The organism is Thioalkalivibrio sp. ALE9 (assembly GCF_000377445.1).
Taxonomy (GTDB): domain Bacteria; phylum Pseudomonadota; class Gammaproteobacteria; order Ectothiorhodospirales; family Ectothiorhodospiraceae; genus Thioalkalivibrio.
Genome location: NZ_KB898123.1, coordinates 363,046 through 380,402, shown reverse-complemented (window position 1 = coordinate 380,402; position 17,357 = coordinate 363,046). Strand labels below are relative to the sequence as shown.

Genomic DNA, 17,357 nt, shown 5'->3' with positions numbered 1-17,357 from the left:
TCAGCGAAACAACGCCAAGCTGGGCCCGTATCCGATCAAAAGGAGACGGACCATGGCACGGAAACGCACCCAATCCCGTCGCGGCCTGCCCGCGCACCTGAAGGTACTGGCCGCCGCACTGCTGTTCGGATTTGCCGCCGATACCCTGGCCTCGCCACCGCCCTGGGCACCGGCCCACGGCTGGCGCGCGCAGAACGACTCGGGCTATCACGGCTACCACGGTCACAGTTATGAACGCTGGGAGCGGGATTACGGCGTGATGGACGGGCGCTGCAACCGCGACGCGATCGGGGCCGCCATCGGTGGCGGCGCGGGGGCCGTGATCGGCCATCGGGTCGGCGATGGCGACCCGGTCGCGATCCTGATCGGCGCGGCCGGGGGCGCGGTGCTGGGCGGCATGATCGGCCGCCAGATGGATCGCAACGACCAGGCCTGCATGGGACACGCCCTGGAACTGGCCGAGACCGGCCAGACCGTGCACTGGCGCAATGCCCATGACCAGCCGGTACAGCTGACCCCGCGCCGCAACCGCGACAGTGGCTGCCGCGACTTCGAGATGACCATTGACGGCCAGCGTCACACCGGCACCGCCTGTCCGTCGGAGCCCGGGCACTGGGAGATCCGCGGCTGACCGGCGGGGCCCGCCAGGGACAAGGCGCTACAACTCGCCGCGCTCGGCCAGGGACACGCTCTCGTCGGCGACGATCAGATGATCGAGGACCCGGACGTCCACGAGCCCAAGGGCATCGGCCAGGCGGCGGGTGATGGCGACATCCGAGCGCGACGGCTCGGCCACGCCCGAGGGGTGGTTGTGCGCCAGGATCACCGCCGCCGCGTTGTGCCGCAGGGCACGCCGCACCACCTCGCGCGGGTGTACGGAGGCGCCGTCGATGGTGCCGCGAAAGAGCTCCTCGAAGGCGATCACCCGATGGCGGTTGTCCAGGAACAGGACCGCAAAGACCTCGAAGGGATAGTCGCGCAGGCGCGCCGCGAGGAACTGGCGGGTCGCGGTTGGCGAGGTCAGTGCATCGCCACGCTCCAGGTCGGCGGCCAGGTGCCGCCGCCCCATCTCGAGTACCGCCTGGAGCTGGGCGTACTTGGCATCGCCCAGCCCCGGCGCCGCGCAGAACCCCGCCTGATCGGCCTGCAGCAGCGGCCGCAGCCCGCCGAAACGGTTAAGCAAATCGCGGGCGACATCGACCGCGCTCTTGCCGGCCACGCCGGTGCGCAGAAAGATCGCCAGCAGCTCCGCATCGGAAAGCGCGGCCGCGCCGCGCTCGATCAGCTTCTCCCGCGGGCGTTCGGCCGCGGGCCAGTCGGTAATCGCCATCCCCACCTCCCTGTGGTTCGGTCGTTTGGTTTTTCGGTCCAGGGCGCCGCTCAAGACATCCTGCAAGCCCGCCTGTTGCCCTCGGTCAGTCCTCGAAGCGGGAGATGTCGCGCACCGCGCCGAAGGCGGCGGAGGTCGTCATCAGGGCGTAGGCGCGCAGGGCCTGGGTGACCGGACGGGTCCGCGACTCGGGCTTCCAGGCCTTCGCGCCGCGGGCCTCCATCGCCTCGCGCCGGGCCGCCAGGGTGGCGTCGTCGACGTCGATGCGGATCTCGCGCCCGGGGATGTCGATCTCGATGGTGTCGCCTTCCTCGATCAGGCCGATCGCGCCGCCCTGCGCGGCCTCCGGGGAGACGTGGCCGATGGACAGCCCGGAGGTGCCGCCGGAGAAGCGCCCGTCGGTGATCAGCGCGCATTCCTTGCCCAGCCCCTTGGACTTCAGATACGAGGTCGGGTAGAGCATCTCCTGCATGCCGGGGCCGCCCTTCGGGCCCTCGTAGCGGATGATCACGACGTCACCCGCCTGGATGCGGTCGCCGAGAATCGCCTCGACGGCCGCGTCCTGGCTCTCGAACACCCGCGCGGGACCCGAGAATTTCAGGATGCTCTCGTCGACCCCCGCGGTCTTCACGATGCAGCCGTCCGGGGCCATGTTGCCGTAGAGCACGGCCAGGCCGCCGTCCTGCGAGTAGGCGTGTTCGATGTCGCGGATACAGCCGTTCTCGCGGTCGATATCCAGGCTGTCCCAGGTCTTGTCCTGGCTGAACGCGACCTGGGTGGGCACGCCGCCCGGCGCCGCCTTGTACAGGGTCTCGGATTCGGCGGCGTGGCGCATCACGTCCCACTGTTCCAGGGCCTGGCCCATGGTGTCGGCGTGGACCGTCGGGATGTCGCGGTGGATCAGCCCGCCACGATCCAGCTCGGCGAGGATGCCGACCACGCCACCGGCGCGATGCACGTCCTCCATGTGGTAGAGCTGGGTGGCCGGGGCCACCTTGCACAGGTTCGGGACCTTGCGCGAAAGGCGGTCGATGTCGGCCATGGTGAAGTCGACCTCGCCCTCGCGCGCGGCCGCCAGCAGGTGCAGCACGGTGTTGGTGGAGCCGCCCATCGCGATGTCCAGGCTCATCGCGTTCTCGAAGGCCTCGAAGGTGGCGATCGAACGCGGCAGCACGGATGCGTCGTCCTGCTCGTAATAGCGCTTCGCAAGCTCGACCACGCGCCGGCCGGCCTGTTCGAACAGCGACTTGCGCCCGGCGTGGGTGGCCAGCAACGAGCCGTTGCCCGGCAGCGACAGGCCCAGGGCCTCGGTCAGGCAGTTCATCGAGTTGGCGGTGAACATGCCGGAGCAGGAGCCGCAGGTCGGGCAGGCGGAGCGCTCGATGGACTCCACCTCCTCGTCGCTGGCGCTGGAGTCGGCGGCCTTGACCATCGCGTCCACCAGGTCCAGATGGATGACCTTGTCGCTACCCGGCGCCTGCACCTTGCCGGCCTCCATCGGGCCGCCGGAGACGAACACCACCGGGATGTTCAGGCGCATCGCGGCCATCAGCATCCCGGGGGTGATCTTGTCGCAGTTGGAGATGCACACCAGCGCGTCGGCGCAGTGGGCATTGACCATGTACTCGACCGAGTCGGCGATGATCTCGCGCGAGGGCAGCGAATAGAGCATCCCGCCGTGACCCATCGCGATGCCGTCATCCACCGCAATGGTGTTGAACTCCTTGGCCACACCACCGGCCTTCTCCACCTCGCCGGCGACCAGCTGCCCCAGATCCTTCAGGTGCACGTGCCCGGGCACGAACTGGGTGAAGGAGTTGGCAATGGCGATGATCGGCTTGCCGAAGTCACCATCCTTCATGCCGGTGGCGCGCCACAGGGCGCGGGCGCCGGCCATGTTGCGGCCGTGGGTGGTGGTGCGGGAGCGATAGGCGGGCATGGTCGGGTCTCGTGAACGTTTACGCAGAAGCGGAATCGTACATAATGAGTCGTACAAACCCCAGTATCCCGAGGTCCCGGCAATGAAAATCGAGGTCGAGAACATCAAGTGCGGCGGCTGCGCCAGCTCCATCCGCAAGGGCCTGCTGCAGGTCGAAGGCGTCACTGAGGCCGAGGTCGACGTGGAAGGCGGCGCCGTCGAGGTCCAGGCCCCGGACAGCGCCCGCGAGGCGGTCGCCGCCAAGCTCGCCAGCATGGGCTACCCCGAGGTGGGATCGGTCTCCGGCTGGCGTTCCACCAGTGCCAAGGCCAAGTCCTTCGCCAGCTGCGCTGTGGGGCGCATGAGCGGCGATTAGGCCGTGCCACTCCGATCGCCGGGCCGGGCCTGGGCCGGGCTGGCCTGGCTGATCCTGTTCGTCGGCCTTGGCGCGGGGTGCGCGCAGGCCGAAAACGGGCTCCCGACGGCCGACCTGGACATCGGTGAACAGACCCTTACCATCGAGATCGCCGCGACGGACCGCGCCCGCCGGATCGGCCTGATGCACCGCGACCACCTGCCGGACGACCACGGCATGCTGTTCATATGGCCGCGTCCGGCGCAGTACGGCATGTGGATGCAGAACACCCGCATCCCACTGGATGTGGCCTTTATCGATGCCGATCACACCATCACCAACATCGCATCCATGACACCCCACTCCACCCGCATCCACGAGGCGAAACGCCCCGTGCGCTACGCGCTGGAGGTCAATGCCGGCTGGTTCGAGCGGCACGGCGTCGCGGCCGGCGATCGCGTACCCGACCTGGAGCGAATCGTCGGCGGGAACGACTGACACCTTTCCAGCACAACGCGGCCCGGGCTGCCGACGCGCAAATTGATCCGTGTTTCCCTAGACTGTCGGCTCAGGACATCCGAAGGAAACGGAACGCGCCGTGGCTACCGCCCCCCCAACACCCGCAGGCCAGCACACACCGTCGCGGCGAGCCCCGCAGCCCGGGGAACTCGCGTGGTTCCGTGATGCCGTGCCCTATATCGCGGCCCACCGCGGACGCACCATGGTGATCGCGCTGGCGGGCGAGGCCGCCCAGGCGCCGGAATTCCCGGCGCTGATGCGCGACATCGCCAAGCTCAATGCCCTGGGCATCCGGGTGGTGCTGGTCTACGGCGCCCGGCCGCAGATCGAGGCCCGCATGGGCGAGCGCGGGCTGACCCCGGCCTATGCCAATGGCCTGCGCGTGACCGACGCCCCGGCGCTGGAAGCCGTGCTGGATGCGGTCGGCCGACTGCGCCTGCAGATCGAGGGGCTGCTGTCCCGCAGCCTGGGCCAGCCGGGTACCGGCAACGCGCGGCTGCGTGTGGCCAGCGGCAACTTCGTCACCGCCCGCCCGCTGGGCGTGCGCGACGGGGTGGACTTCCATTACACCGGCGAGGTCCGCGGGGTGGACACCAACGCGCTTGCGGCCTTGCTGGAGCGCGAGCAGGTCGCCCTGGTGTCACCGCTGGGCTACTCCCCCACCGGCGAGGTCTTCAATCTCTCCGGGGAAGACGTCGCCACCCAGGTGGCGATCGCGCTGAATGCCGACAAGCTGATCTTCCTGACCGAGGCCGGCGTGCTGCGTGACCCGGAACACGGCGTGCTCGACCAGCTCACCGTACCGGCCGCGCAGGAGTTGCTGGAGACCAGCCCCGACCTGCCGGAGGAACTGGCGAACCACCTGAGAAGCGCAATCGATGCCTGCCACCAGCGCGCGATGCGGGTGCACCTGGTGGATCGGCACGACGACGGCGGGCTGCTGACCGAACTCTTTACCCGTCAGGGGATCGGGACCCTGGTCTCGCGCGAGCCGCTGGAACGCCTGCGCCCGGCGACGCTCGACGACGTGGGTGGCATCCACGCGCTGCTGGAACCGCTGGAGGCCGAAGGCATCCTGGTGCATCGCGCGCGTGAACACCTGGAGCTGGAGATCGACCGCTTTCAGGTGCTGGAGGCGGACGGCCTGATCATTGGCACGGCCGCGCTGTATCCGTTCGAGGCGGATGCGGCGGAGATCGCCTGCCTGGCCCTTCACGGCGACTACCGCGGCAGCGGCCGCGGCGACCGACTACTGCAGGCGATGGAACAGCTGGCGCGGGAGCAAGGGATCCGGCGGGTGTTCGTGCTGACTACGCGCACCGCGCAGTGGTTCCAGGAGCGTGGCTACACCCCGGGCCAGGTGGATGACCTCCCCGCGAGCCGCCAGACCCGGTACAACCAGGCGCGCAACTCGCGGGTCTTCACCCGCAACCTGACCGAAGCATAGCCAGGGACTACTGCGCGTAGCGGGCCTCGTCGCGCTCGTGGGCCTCCTGGGCGGCAACGCTCAGGGTGGCGATGGGCCGCGCCTCCAGTCGGGCAATCCCGATCGGCTCGCCGGTCTCCTCGCAGTAGCCGTATTCGCCGCGGTCGATGCGCGCCAGCGCCGCGTCGATCTTGTTCAGCAGCTTGCGGTAGCGATCCCGCGTGCGCAGCTCCAAGCCGGCATCCGTTTCGTGACTGGCCCGGTCGTTGGGGTCGGGCTCCTGCCAGCTCTCGCTGCGCAGGTGCTCCAGGGTCTGTTCCGATTCCTCGATCAGCTCGGCACGCCAGGCCTCGAGCTTGGCGCGAAAGTAGTCCAGCTGACGCGGATTCATGTAGGGTTCGTCCTCGGACGGGCGGTACCCGGAATCCGGGCGGGTCTTGGCATCTTGGCTCATCTCGGGCCCCTCGCCAGGCCCCTTGCCGCCCCATGCGGAAAGGCCCCGGCGCGATACGCGGTACACCCGATCGAGTATAGGGCAATCCCCCCGTCGGGCGGCAAACAGAAAAACCCGCCCCGATGCACATCCCTGGAACCACGGACACCGACACAGCCCGCATGCAGCGCATCCTCCAGATCAGCGACACCCACCTGGGCCGGGAGCCAGGCCCGATCCGGGCCGGCTACCCCGACAGCGACCGCCAGCTCGCACGGGTCCTCGAGGCACTGGCCCGGAACGAGGATCGCCCGGGCCTGCTCTGGCTGACCGGCGACCTGGCCGAAGATCCCGCGCCGGCCGCCTATGCGCGTCTGCTGGGCCTGCTCGACCAGTACGTAAAGGGCTGGCCCGTCGCCGGGCTGGCCGGCAATCACGACGACTGGCACACCCTGCACCGCGCGTTCGACGCGGCCGGGTATCCCCTGGACGGCCATCGCACACTGGGCGGCTGGCTCCTGATCGGCGTCAATTCGGCGGTCGCGGGCCAGGCGGCCGGCCGTATCGAACCCGCCGAGCTGGATCGACTGGATCAGGTGCTGACCACCCATCCGGACCACTGGGGCCTGATCGCGATTCATCACCCGGTCGTCCCGATTGGCAGCGCGTGGATGGACCGGATCGGCCTGACCAATCCGGACGACCTGTTCGCGGTGCTGGATCGCCACCCGCGTGTGCGCGCCTGCCTGTTCGGCCACATCCACCAGGACTTCCGCAGCAAACGCCAGGGCATCGAGCTGCTCGGCTGCCCCTCCACCTGTATCCAGTTCGCCCCCGAATCCGAACGCTTCGCGCTGGATACCGAGGCCGCCGGCTATCGCGTGCTGGACCTGCACCCGGACGGACAGCTCGACACCCACATACAGCGCGTATCCGGGGAGGCTCGCACATGATCCCGGACGATACCCGCAGCCATCAGCTCCAGTCCTGGCTCGCGCGCCAGCCAGGCGATTTCACGGACCTTGCCCTGTTGCGTGCGGATGCCAGTTTCCGCCGTTATTTCCGCCTGCGCCGCGATGGCGAGCCGGTGGTGCTGATGGACGCCCCGCCGGAGCGCGAGGCCACCGAACCGTTCGTGCAGATCGCGGGGCTGCTGGAGTCGCTGGGTCTGCGCCCGCCGCGCGTGCTGACGCACGACCCGGCAGCCGGATTCGTCCTGCTCGAGGATCTGGGTGACCGGACCTTTACCCGGGCACTGGCCGAGGGGTCCACAGAAGGCCCGCTGTACGACCGCGCCATCGACACCCTGCTCCAGCTCCACAGCGCCTGGCCGGCCAAGGCCGCGACGGCCCCGGCCCTGCCCGCCTACGACATGCCGCGTCTGCTCGACGAGGTCGCCCTGTTTGTCGACTGGTACTGGCCGGAACAGCGGGGAGCGCCGCTGGCGACGGCCCGGCGCGACGCCTTCCTGCAGGCCTGGCGATCGGCGCTGGACGGGCGCCCGAGCCTGGACGGGACCCTGGTCCTGCGCGATTTCCACGTTGACAACCTGATGCTGCCCCCCGGCGAGGACCGGGCCTGCGCCGTGCTGGATTTTCAGGACGCAGTCATCGGCAGCCCGGCCTACGATGTCGTCTCGCTGCTGGAGGATGCCCGCCGCGAGGTGTCCCCGGACACCGTGGCGCAGGGCCTGGAGCGCTACCTCGCGGCTGCATCCTGGGACCGCGCGGCATTCATGCACCACTACCGGGTCCTCGGCGTCCAGCGCACCACCAAGATCCTCGGGATCTTCGTGCGCCTCGCGCGGCGCGATGCCAAGCCCCGCTACCTGGAGCACCTGCCCCGCCTGCACCGCTTGCTGGCGCAGGGGCTGATGCATCCGGAGCTGGGGCCGGTCGCTGCCTGGTTCCGTACCGACATGCCCGAACGCTTGCAGGACAACTAGACCATGGGGACACACGGATCCATGCGCGCGATGATCCTGGCCGCCGGCCGCGGCGAACGCATGCGCCCGCTGACCGACCACTGCCCGAAACCCCTGCTGCCAGTCGGCGGGCGCCCACTGATCACCTACACCCTGGACCGCCTGGCGGCCGCGGGCTACCGCGAGGTGGTGATCAACCTGGCGCACCTGGGCGAGCAGATCCGCACGACGCTGGGCGCGCAGCACGCCGGTCTGGCGATCCACTACTCACCAGAGCCCGAGGGGGCCCTGGAGACCGCGGGCGGCATCCGCAAGGCGCTGCCGCTGCTGGGCGACGCGCCGTTCCTGGTCGTCAACGGCGATGTCTGGTGCGACCATCCGCTGACCCCGCCGGAGACCCTGCGCCGGTCCACCAACCGGCCCCTCGCGCACCTTGTGCTGGTGGACAACCCGGAGCATCACCCGCAGGGCGACTTCACCCTGAAGGACGCACAGATCGGACTCGACGACGGCGAGGCCCTGACCTTCAGCGGCATCGGCTGGTACGACCCGACCCTGTTCCGCGATCTGCCGCCCGGCCGCCATGCGCTCGCCCCCCTGCTGCGCCCGGCCATCGCCGCCGGCCGTGTCACCGGGGAGTACCACACTGGAGACTGGCGCGACATCGGTACCCCGGAGCGCCTGGCGGCTCTGGACGCCGAGCTGGGGAAACGCTGAGCGCCCGCCGTCACGAAGTGAACGGCACCCGCGCCATCGCCCCGATCAGGGCTTGATGTAGGTATACCCGGCGCGCTGCAACCGGGTCAGTTCCACGATGCCGCTGGGCACCACATCCTGCTCCGCCACCTCGTGCAGATCCTCGCGCTCCAGCCCGCGCGAGGCCATCGTGTTGCCGCACACCAGAAAACGGACATCCTGCAGTTTCAGGGTATTCACCGTACTGCGCAGATCCGGATCGCTGCGCGCGTGCTGCAGCAGGGTGATGCCACTGCCATGCATCAGCACCTTGATCTCCAGCGGTGAGCCATCAGGGCTGCCATCGATGTGATTCTGCAGATTACGCAGGGCATTCAGGTGGAGCTCCGGGTCATCGGAATTGATGTGATAAACCACCCGGAGCGGCTCGTCGGCGGCCGGGGCGTCGGCGACCGTGCCAAACAACAATGCCGTCGCGCCGCCCGCGATCAGCATCAACAGAAACGCCCCGGCCAGAAACCAGCCGGGGCGTCTTGTGCGGTTCGCGGGCGACATGCGGGGTGCCGGCAAGGCCGGATCAGACCTTGATGTAGATCCAGCCCTCGGCCTGACGGCGGGCCGCCTCGGCGACGCCAGAATCGATCAGCTCGGCCTGCGGCAGGATGTCGACCGTCTTGCCCTCCTCGCGCGCCAGGCGGTTCAGGGTCTGGGCACAGGCGGTGAAGCGCAGCGTGGGGTAATCCTGCGCCATGCTGGCAACCCGCTCCGGATACGGGGCGCTGTCGGTACGCAGCAGGTCCATCGCATTGTTGTGCACCACGACCTGCACGTTCAGATCGCGCCCGACGGTGGCCGCCTCGCGGTACATGCTCTCGATGTCATCCAGGAGCTCCGCCATCGCGCGGCGATCGGCTTCATTGATATGCAGCAGGATCTGGTCGGTCTCGGTGGCGGAAAACACCTGCTGTGGCGCCGCCGCGCCGCCCGCGACGTCATCGCTGGCGGCCATCTGCGCCATGGCCCCGGCGTCCTGATCGATCGCGGCCGACGGCTCGCCGCCGAAGAAACCAGCATCCCGGGTGATCTCGTAGCCGCCCAGCGAACCCACGACCAGCGCGAGCACTCCGGCGGCGACCGAAGGGAACCAGGCCGAACGACCGCCGCGCGACAACCGGCAGCGCCCGCCGGGGGCCCCGGTGCGACCAGCCGGCACATCCTCGTACGCCATGTTCACCAGCTCCTTGAGCTGGTGCATGTCGCAGACTTCGCGGCTCAGGTGCTCGCTGGAGGCAATCGTCTTCAGGGTGTGGAGACGATCCTCGGGAGAAAACTCGCCATCCACGAAGGCGTTGAGGATCTCCTCGCTGGGGCGGTTCCTTGCACTCAGTCGTTCATTCGACATGCCGATTCCTCACTACCTTGAGATAGGGTGTATCGGCCGCTTTCCCCGTGTCGGCCTGCTGCTCCAGCAGCACCTTCTTCAACTGTGCCCGAGCCCGGCTCAGGCGACTCATCACGGTGCCGATGGGTACATCCAGCACCTCCGAGACCTCGGAGTAGGCAAAGCCTTCGAGGTCCACCAGCGCGACCACCTGCCGGTGATCGGTGCTCAGTTCAGCCATCGCCCGGTGAACGTCCGCCACCATGCGGTTGCGTTCGGTCTGCTGCTCCGGGCAGTCCTCGCAGGGCAGCTCCATGCTGTCCACGTCCACCGTGTCCTTCTGCCGCCGTCCCCAGTCGCGGTAGCAGTTGGTCATGATCCGGAACACCCACGCCTTCAGGGCGCTCTCGTCCTGCAGCGACTTCAGCCGGGTCAGGGCCTTCATCATCGCCTCCTGCACCAGATCATCCGCCAGCGCGGCATCGTGACACCACGCAAAGGCCATGCGGTACATCTGGGGCCGCAGGTCGCATACCTTCTGGCGCAGCCTGCGCTGCGCGAACCAGGTTGCCATGTTGTGTTTCCTCCATCCGCAGGCCGTACATGCGGCCTTGCTTGTTCTTGTACCCTGTAGGACGCTACCGGGCGCGGGGCTATTCCGATACTCCGGCCTTGCGACCGCACAAATCGCGCATCCCCGATTCCGTCGATCAGGATACCCAATGCCATTCGATCCGCAACAACTGGAGCGCGCGTTCGCGTTCGACCCCGACACCGTGCAGGACCTGCGCGAGCGCTGGTCACGGCTGATCACCGACGCGGTCTGGGGCGAACTCAAGACCGGCACCATCGGGGCCGTCCCGCGCCTGCGCAAGCGCCTGCTGGAGCTGGGCGAGAACCTGCGCTCCATGCTGTCGGACCGCGCCTGGATCCCGCACGAACGCGAACGCGTGAAGGGCGCGATGGCCGCCAGCCTCAACCTGCGCGACAGCCTGCAGCAGACCGACCGCGCCGCCAAGCTGCTGAACGGTGGTGCCGATTTCGAGACCTTCGAGGCCGACTACCTCGCCTTCCGCAAGCACCTGCTGGCCTTCATCGAGCACCACGAACAGATCTGGGGCGACCTCCTGGAGAGCCTCTACGACGAGGCCCCGGACACCGACGACCGGGACGAGGACTAGATCTTGGGCCGGGAAATCCGCGAAGAGCACTTCGGCGCGGCGGATTTCGACCGTTTCCACGAGGCCCTGGCCGACGAGACGGCCCGGCTGCTGGACTGGCTGCGCACACAGCCGGCGACCGACTCCGCGCCGCCGCCGCGGCTCGGCTTCGAGATCGAGGCCTGGCTGTGCGACGCGCAAGGGCGCCCGCTGCCGGTCAACGAGGCCTTTCTCGCGGCGATGGACAGCCCGCTGGCCACCCGGGAGCTGGCCCAGTTCAATGTCGAACTGAACAGTAGCGTCTTCCGCGCCGGCCCCGGCTGCTTCGGCGCGATCCTTGAGGAGCTGCGCGAGACCCTGCGCCAGGCGCGGCGAGCCGCCCGTCATGCCGGAGCCGACCTGCTGATGGCCGGGAGCCTGCCGACCCTGGAGCCAGCCGATCTCGGGCTCCACCACATGTCCCGGCAGGCCCGCTACCGGGCGCTGAACAGCGCCATCCTGGAACAGCGCGCCCAGCGCCCGCTGGAGGTGGATATCGTCGGCCACGAACACCTGCAGCACCGCCACGCGGATGTGATGCTGGAGGCGGCGGCGACCTCCTTCCAGGTGCATATCGAGACCCGGCCCGATCGCGCCCATCGGGCCTACAACGCCTCGCTGGTGGCGGCCGCTCCGGTCCTCGCCGCCGCCGGGAACACGCCCTACATCTTCGGCCACGACCTGTGGGCCGAGAGCCGCATCCCGCTGTTCGAGCAGTCCGTGGAGGTAGGCGGATTCGCCAACTCGGCACGCGGCCCGATCCGGCGCGTGACCTTCGGCACCGGCTATCTGCATGACTCGATCGGCGAGCTGTTCACCGAGAACCTGGAGCACTTTCCGGTCCTGTTGCCGGTGGCACTGGACGAACCGGCCGACCAGCTGGCTCACCTCGCCTTCCACAACGGGACCATCTGGCGCTGGAACCGCCCCATCGTCGGCTGCGACGCCGATGGCCACCGCAGTCTGCGCCTGGAGTTCCGCTGCCTGCCCGCAGGCCCCTCACTGATCGACATGCTGGCCAACACGGCCTTCGCCCTGGGCCTGATCGAGCACCTGGTCGCCGAATCGCCGGACGGCACGCTGGAGACCCCGTTTTCCGAGGCCCGCGACAACTTCTACAATGCAGCCCGGCACGGACTGGACGCTCGCCTGCGCTGGGGCCACCGCGAACCGGCCCCGGCGCCCCGCCTGATCACCCGCGACCTGCTGCCCCGAGCAGCCGAAGGCCTGGAGCGCCTGGGCATCGAGCGCAGCGAACGCGACGCCCTGCTCGGGATCATCGCCGCGCGCGTGGCCAGCCGCCAGACCGGCGCACGCTGGCAGCGGGACTGGGTCGCACGCCACGGGCGCGACTGGCCCGGGCTGGTTCGCGCCTATCGTGGCTGGCAGAACACCGGCGCGCCGGTCCACACCTGGGGACTCTGAGGAAACCCGTGACGCAATCCATCATCGAACACTTCGAACTCCCCGACGGCTTCCTCGAAGCCACGCCCGAGACGTTGCACCAGTGCGTGCCCGGCCCGGCCCTGATCCACCTGGAAGGCCAGCGCGAACCCGCGGTGGCCGTGGTCCTGTTGCTGCACGGCAACGAACCGGTGGGCCTGCACGCGGTACAGCAGCTCCTGCGTCATTACACCGGGCGGCCGCTGCCACGCGCCCTGACGCTGATCGTGGGCAACCCGCAGGCGGCGGCCGTCAATCAGCGCCACCTGGACGACCAGCCGGACTTCAATCGCATCTGGCCGGGCACCGAACAGGCCGGTTCGCGCGAGGCCGATGTCTTTGCCGAGCTCTGCCGCCGCCTGGAGGGACGCGGCCTGTTCGCCGCGATCGACCTGCACAACAACACCGGGCGCAACCCCCATTACGCCTGCATCAATCGCCTGGAGTCCCCGTTTCTGAACCTGGCCGCGCTGTTCGGGCGCACCGTGGTCTACTTCACCCGGCCGCGCGGGGTTGCCTCCATGGCCCTGGCACGCATCGCGCCGGCCGTCACTCTGGAGTGCGGCCACCCCGGTGACGCCGCCGGCGTGGACCACGCCCGGGAGATGATCGACGCGGTGCTGCACCTGGACCACTTCGTGCCCGAGCCGCCACGCGAGGGCGCCATCGAGCTCTTCCACACGGTGGCTCAGGTCCGGGTGCGCCCCGGCTTGCAGGCCGGGCTGGAGGCACAGCACGACGTGCGCCTGGAACCCGATCTCGACGGCCTGAACTTCCAGCTGCTGCCCGCCGGTTCCCGTCTGGTACAGGTGCACGAAGATGCCGACGAGCCGCTGGTCGCGATCGCCGAGGACGGCTCGGAGGTCACCGGGGATTATCTGGAGCGCGCCGGCCAGGAGATCCGGCTCAAGCGCCCGGCCATGCCGTCCATGCTCACACTGGACACCCGGGTCATCGCCCAGGACTGCCTGTGCTACCTGATGGAGCCGCTGTCCCTTCCCTGACGCATGCTGACCCATGGGCCGGCGCAGCCGGGTGGACGCGATGCGCGATCAGGTGTCGCGTTCGACGCGCTCGAGGACCTGGGCGACGTGATCACCCTTGCGGTAGTTGGGGAGGTCGCGCTGCATGTCGGCCAGCGCCTTCTCGCGCGCCTGTTCGCTGTCGTACCAGCGATAGGATTCCCAGTCCGGCCCCAGCAGGTGCGGCATGGCCATGGTGCTGCCTTCCGGCAGGCGGATGCGGATTCCGTAGCGTTTCATGGATTCGTCCGAGGTTGCTCCCTTGAGGGGCCGCCCGCGCGCAGGCACGCGACCCGGCGCGCAGTCTATCCGAGCCCCTGCATACCGGCAATACAACACCGCCGCGCCGGGTCCCCAAACAAAACAGGGGCTGTCATGTCGCTGACAGCCCCTGTCCGGGATTCGGTGGTGGCTACGCCCTGATTCGAACAGGGGACCCCATCATTATGAGTGATGTGCTCTAACCAGCTGAGCTACGTAGCCACGCGGGCTGCGAATTCTCCGGAGGCCGGCGCATAAAGTCAAGCCAGCGCGGCGCCGGGCGGGGTTCAGATCTGCAGGCGCTCGACCACGCGCCCGTTCTTGAGGTGCTCTTCCAGGATCTCGTCGATGTCGCGCTCGTCCTGGTAGGTGTACCAGACGCCCTCCGGGTAGACCACCGCGACCGGACCCTCGTTGCAGCGATCCAGGCAACCGGCGGTGTTCACGCGCACCTGGCCCTTGCCGTGGATGCCCATGGCCTTGGCCTGGGTCTTGGCGTAGGCGCGCATCTCGGTCGCCCCGTGGTCCTCGCAGCAGTTGCCGTCCTCGCGGCAATTGGTGCAGAAGAAGATATGGCGCTGGTAGTAGCCCATGGAAGTCTCCAGTGATCCCTGCGGCTTATGATAACCCTGCCGCCCGCAACACGACGGATGGCAACGTTCGCGTCGGTGCCTTCAGCGCGCCGACACTTCAGCGAAAGCGATAAACCAGACTCACGTCCGTGATGGTGTCGGTATTTTCCACGCCGGGCTCGACGTCGGTGTTGTGCTTGACGGTAAAGCTGGTGCGCAGGGACATCCGACTGGTGACATCCGCGGTCAGGGCGAGGATGTTCTCGATCTCGGTGTTGTCGCTGCCGGTCAGGACCAGCAGCTCGTCGGTAAGACGGGCGTTCTCGCTGATCTCCCAGCGGAAATTGCCGGCCAGGCGACCGACCGGCTCGCTCTCGGTCTCGCCAGTGGTGCGGATGCGCACCTGGCGCATACCGGCACCAATCTCGCCGTCCAGCCGCACGCGTTCGCCGTCGATCAGGCGACGACCGTAACCGGCCGTGGCCGAGCCCTGGTAGTCGTAGTTGCTGAAGCGATCCCGCTCGTAGCGCAGCGCCCCGAACAGATAGTCGTGCTCGCCCAGCTTGCGGTCCGCCTGGTAGCCGGCGACGTAACGCTCGCCGGTAGTCTCGTCATCCTCCTCGAGGAAGTAGGCATCCAGCCGGATGCGATTCCGCCAGTCGATGGTGGTGTGCTCGGCGCGGAAGCGGCCCGTGGCCGTGGTGGATTCGGTGTTCCCCGTGGTTTTGGAAGCCCCCAGCTCGATGGTCGACTGCCAGCCTTCGGCCTCCCAGGCCAGGCCCTGCGAGACTGGTATGCTCAGCAGGATGAGCGAGGCAAACGCAGACCCGACGGGCCGAAACGAACGCACGAGCATGGGAAACCTCCCGGAATCAAATGAAGGCGAAACCCTAGCAAAGCCGCTGGGGGCATCGGACCAGCCCCTGAGATTCTCGGGGCTTTCCGCCGCCGACCAGTGCGTGCACTGCGGGCTGTGCCTGCCGCACTGCCCGACCTATGGCTGGCACGGCGTCGAGGGCGACTCTCCGCGTGGACGGCTGACCCTGATGCAGGGTCTGGCGCAGGGCCGGCTTGCGCCCGAATCCGAGCGCCTGCGCGGGCACCTCGAGGGGTGCCTGGGCTGTCGTTCCTGCGAGGCGGTGTGCCCGGCACGGGTACCCTTCGGGGCGTTGATCGATCGCGCCCGCGAGATCCTCGACGAGCACCCGGCCGCCCCGTCGCGGGCGGACCGCTGGCGGCACAGCGTCCAGCATCGGGCGCTGCTGCATCCAACCCTGCGCAGCCTTGGGGGACTGGTCGCGCGGACCGGTGCACGCCTGGGGGCGGAGCGCCTGCTCCCGCGCGGCGGCTGGGAACGCAGCCTCGCCCATACTCGGGACTCCCTGGCCCCCGCCCCCCGGCTGCGCCCAACCGCGACGCCGGACGACGCCGACGTCCTGCTGTTCACCGGCTGTATGGACCGCTTCTTTACCGGGCCCGACCTGGACGCGGCGCTGCACGTCCTCGAGGCCCTCGGTCTGCGCGTGGCGATCCCGCAGCGGCAGGTCTGCTGCGGCGCGCTGGATCAGCACACCGGCCATCGCGCGGCCGCGCAGGCCCTGCAGACACGAAACCTCGAGGCCTTTGGCGACGGGGATCAGCCAGTCATCGCCCTCGACAGTGGCTGCGAGGCCACGCTGCGCGAACACCCCGAAGGCACCCTGGGCCGGCGCAGCCTGAGCCTCACGCGCTTCCTGGCGCAGCACCTGGAAGCGGGCACCACCGCGGACCTCTGGGATGACACCCCCGTCCGGATCGCGCTGCATCTGCCCTGCACCCAGCGCAACGTCACCCGCGAGGCGCGCGAACTGCCCGCTTTGCTGGAGCGCCTGCCCGGGGTCTCCCTGACGCCTGTGGCCGGCGCACCGAATTGCTGCGGCGCGGGTGGCACTGCGATGCTGACCCAGCCGGCCATGGCGGACGGCCTGGGCACCGAGACGCTGCAGGCGCTCTGCGATGGCACGCCGGACGTGATCATCAGTCCAAATGTCGGGTGCAGCGTGCACCTGCGCGCCCTGGCCGGCGACCAGGCGGATATGCCGGCCATCCTGTCACCCGCGCGATTCCTGGCGCGGCGGCTGAAAAACCCTGCCCACGACCCCGCTGGGCGCTGATCCCGGGCCCCGCTTGCGGTACTCTTGAGGGGTACGCCTTGATGCCCCAACCGGACCGGAACCATGCGCCGACTCTCCCCGCTGGATCACCTGATCAACCAGGCCGATGCCTTCGTCAAGGTCATCTCCGGCCAGGCCCGTTCCACCGGCCGCCCGTCGCCGGGCGGGGACGATATCGGCCCGCATCTGGAGGATCATGAGCGCGACCTGTCCACCCGTCTGATGCGCGTGAACCACGCCGGGGAAGTCGCGGCGCAGGGGCTTTACCAGGGCCAGATGCTGACCGCCCGCACCCCCGCGATCCGCGACCACCTCGACCAGGCCTCGCGCGAGGAGGGCGACCACCTGCACTGGTGCGCGCGTCGGGTGCACGACCTGGGCGGGCGCACCAGCCTGCTGGGGCCGTTCTGGTATGTCGGCTCGTTCGGGATGGGTGCCCTGGCCGGCCTGACCGGCGACGCCTACAGCCTGGGCTTTATCGACGAGACCGAGCGCCAGGTGGAACGCCATCTGGACCGCCACCTGGAGCGGCTGCCGGCCCAGGACGAGGTCTCGGCGCGCATCCTGGCGCAGATGAAGCAGGACGAGGTGGAACACGGCGCGCATGCCATGGCGCTGGGCGGCAAGGCGCCACCGTGGCCGGTGCGCAATCTGCTGATGCCCCTGACCTCCAGCGTGATGACGCGCACCGCCTACTGGATCTGACTCGCCAGGCGAGAGGACGG

The 17,357-nt window shown here is 68.9% G+C and carries 21 protein-coding genes and 1 tRNA gene; 12 read left to right on the top strand and 10 right to left on the bottom strand.

Annotation, left to right across the window (positions count from 1 at the left end; translation table 11 throughout):
* Positions 1-52 precede the first annotated feature (52 nt).
* Positions 53-631, top strand: a complete 579-nt coding sequence (locus tag D106_RS0105005; protein ID WP_018879379.1) for a glycine zipper domain-containing protein — start codon at positions 53-55, stop codon at positions 629-631.
* Between the two features lie 27 nt (positions 632-658).
* Here the strand turns inward: D106_RS0105005 and radC are convergent, their stop codons facing one another.
* Positions 659-1,330 (bottom strand): DNA repair protein RadC, encoded by a 672-nt coding sequence (radC, locus tag D106_RS0105000; RefSeq protein WP_018865901.1) that lies wholly within the window; start codon positions 1,328-1,330, stop codon positions 659-661.
* An 85-nt stretch (positions 1,331-1,415) separates the two neighbouring features.
* On the bottom strand, positions 1,416-3,269 hold the full coding sequence (gene ilvD / locus D106_RS0104995) for a dihydroxy-acid dehydratase (RefSeq protein WP_018879378.1): 1,854 nt from the start codon (positions 3,267-3,269) through the stop codon (positions 1,416-1,418).
* Between the two features lie 82 nt (positions 3,270-3,351).
* On the opposite strand from ilvD, the gene D106_RS0104990 reads away from it, so the two are divergent.
* The 3 genes from D106_RS0104990 (at position 3,352) to argA (ending at position 5,569) form a co-directional block, all read left to right on the top strand.
* Positions 3,352-3,624, top strand: coding sequence for a heavy-metal-associated domain-containing protein (locus D106_RS0104990; protein ID WP_018865903.1), 273 nt, complete (start codon positions 3,352-3,354; stop codon positions 3,622-3,624).
* A gap of 3 nt (positions 3,625-3,627) precedes the next feature.
* Entirely contained in the window at positions 3,628-4,101 is a 474-nt protein-coding gene (locus D106_RS0104985) for a DUF192 domain-containing protein (RefSeq protein ID WP_018879377.1), read from the top strand.
* Between the two features lie 100 nt (positions 4,102-4,201).
* Positions 4,202-5,569, top strand: coding sequence for an amino-acid N-acetyltransferase (argA, locus tag D106_RS0104980; RefSeq protein WP_081619355.1), 1,368 nt, complete (start codon positions 4,202-4,204; stop codon positions 5,567-5,569).
* 7 nt (positions 5,570-5,576) lie between these two features.
* Here the strand turns inward: argA and dksA are convergent, their stop codons facing one another.
* The gene (dksA, locus tag D106_RS0104975) at positions 5,577-6,002 is read right to left on the bottom strand and encodes an RNA polymerase-binding protein DksA (protein ID WP_018865906.1); all 426 of its coding nucleotides are present in this window, start codon (positions 6,000-6,002) and stop codon (positions 5,577-5,579) included.
* Between the two features lie 161 nt (positions 6,003-6,163).
* On the opposite strand from dksA, the gene D106_RS0104970 reads away from it, so the two are divergent.
* From D106_RS0104970 to murU, 3 genes are read left to right on the top strand one after another with little or no spacing between them, the layout of a single operon-like run.
* Positions 6,164-6,934 carry a phosphodiesterase gene (locus tag D106_RS0104970; RefSeq protein WP_018879375.1) on the top strand — a complete coding sequence of 257 codons (771 nt, stop codon included), beginning with the start codon at positions 6,164-6,166 and terminating at the stop codon, positions 6,932-6,934.
* Positions 6,931-7,926 (top strand): aminoglycoside phosphotransferase family protein, encoded by a 996-nt coding sequence (locus D106_RS0104965; RefSeq protein WP_018879374.1) that lies wholly within the window; start codon positions 6,931-6,933, stop codon positions 7,924-7,926. The genes D106_RS0104970 and D106_RS0104965 overlap by 4 nt, the downstream gene beginning before the upstream one ends.
* 21 nt (positions 7,927-7,947) lie before the next feature.
* Positions 7,948-8,622: an N-acetylmuramate alpha-1-phosphate uridylyltransferase MurU gene (murU, locus tag D106_RS0104960; protein WP_018875994.1), complete on the top strand. Its 675-nt coding sequence runs from the start codon at positions 7,948-7,950 to the stop codon at positions 8,620-8,622.
* Between the two features lie 45 nt (positions 8,623-8,667).
* Here the strand turns inward: murU and D106_RS0104955 are convergent, their stop codons facing one another.
* From D106_RS0104955 to D106_RS0104945, 3 genes are read right to left on the bottom strand one after another with little or no spacing between them, the layout of a single operon-like run.
* Entirely contained in the window at positions 8,668-9,156 is a 489-nt protein-coding gene (locus D106_RS0104955) for a DsrE family protein (protein ID WP_018865910.1), read from the bottom strand.
* A 22-nt stretch (positions 9,157-9,178) separates the two neighbouring features.
* Positions 9,179-10,003: a hypothetical protein gene (locus D106_RS0104950; protein ID WP_018875993.1), complete on the bottom strand. Its 825-nt coding sequence runs from the start codon at positions 10,001-10,003 to the stop codon at positions 9,179-9,181.
* Positions 9,993-10,556, bottom strand: a complete 564-nt coding sequence (locus tag D106_RS0104945) for an RNA polymerase sigma factor (protein WP_017942834.1) — start codon at positions 10,554-10,556, stop codon at positions 9,993-9,995. Before D106_RS0104945 ends, D106_RS0104950 begins: the two co-directional genes overlap by 11 nt.
* A gap of 148 nt (positions 10,557-10,704) precedes the next feature.
* On the opposite strand from D106_RS0104945, the gene D106_RS0104940 reads away from it, so the two are divergent.
* The 3 genes from D106_RS0104940 to D106_RS0104930 are packed head-to-tail and all read left to right on the top strand — an operon-like array spanning position 10,705 to position 13,628.
* Positions 10,705-11,163, top strand: a complete 459-nt coding sequence (locus D106_RS0104940; RefSeq protein ID WP_018875992.1) for a hypothetical protein — start codon at positions 10,705-10,707, stop codon at positions 11,161-11,163.
* A 3-nt stretch (positions 11,164-11,166) separates the two neighbouring features.
* Complete coding sequence (locus D106_RS0104935) at positions 11,167-12,606, top strand: glutamate-cysteine ligase family protein (RefSeq protein ID WP_018875991.1); 1,440 nt, start codon at positions 11,167-11,169, stop codon at positions 12,604-12,606.
* 8 nt (positions 12,607-12,614) lie between these two features.
* Positions 12,615-13,628 carry a M14 family metallopeptidase gene (locus D106_RS0104930; RefSeq protein ID WP_018865914.1) on the top strand — a complete coding sequence of 338 codons (1,014 nt, stop codon included), beginning with the start codon at positions 12,615-12,617 and terminating at the stop codon, positions 13,626-13,628.
* A 48-nt stretch (positions 13,629-13,676) separates the two neighbouring features.
* Here D106_RS0104930 and D106_RS0104925 read toward each other — a convergent pair whose 3' ends face one another.
* From D106_RS0104925 to D106_RS0104910, 4 genes are all read right to left on the bottom strand, one after another.
* Entirely contained in the window at positions 13,677-13,886 is a 210-nt protein-coding gene (locus D106_RS0104925) for a hypothetical protein (protein ID WP_018879373.1), read from the bottom strand.
* Between the two features lie 166 nt (positions 13,887-14,052).
* Positions 14,053-14,129 (bottom strand) — tRNA-Met (locus tag D106_RS0104920).
* Between the two features lie 65 nt (positions 14,130-14,194).
* Positions 14,195-14,500, bottom strand: a complete 306-nt coding sequence (locus D106_RS0104915; protein ID WP_018865917.1) for a ferredoxin — start codon at positions 14,498-14,500, stop codon at positions 14,195-14,197.
* Positions 14,501-14,597: 97 nt separating this feature from the next.
* Positions 14,598-15,335, bottom strand: coding sequence for a YdiY family protein (locus D106_RS0104910; RefSeq protein ID WP_018879372.1), 738 nt, complete (start codon positions 15,333-15,335; stop codon positions 14,598-14,600).
* Positions 15,336-15,438: 103 nt separating this feature from the next.
* Between D106_RS0104910 and D106_RS0104905 the strand changes: the two genes are divergently transcribed.
* Complete coding sequence (locus tag D106_RS0104905; protein WP_018879371.1) at positions 15,439-16,632, top strand: (Fe-S)-binding protein; 1,194 nt, start codon at positions 15,439-15,441, stop codon at positions 16,630-16,632.
* A 63-nt stretch (positions 16,633-16,695) separates the two neighbouring features.
* Positions 16,696-17,337: a 2-polyprenyl-3-methyl-6-methoxy-1,4-benzoquinone monooxygenase gene (coq7, locus tag D106_RS0104900; RefSeq protein WP_018865920.1), complete on the top strand. Its 642-nt coding sequence runs from the start codon at positions 16,696-16,698 to the stop codon at positions 17,335-17,337.
* The last annotated feature ends 20 nt before the right edge of the window (positions 17,338-17,357 follow it).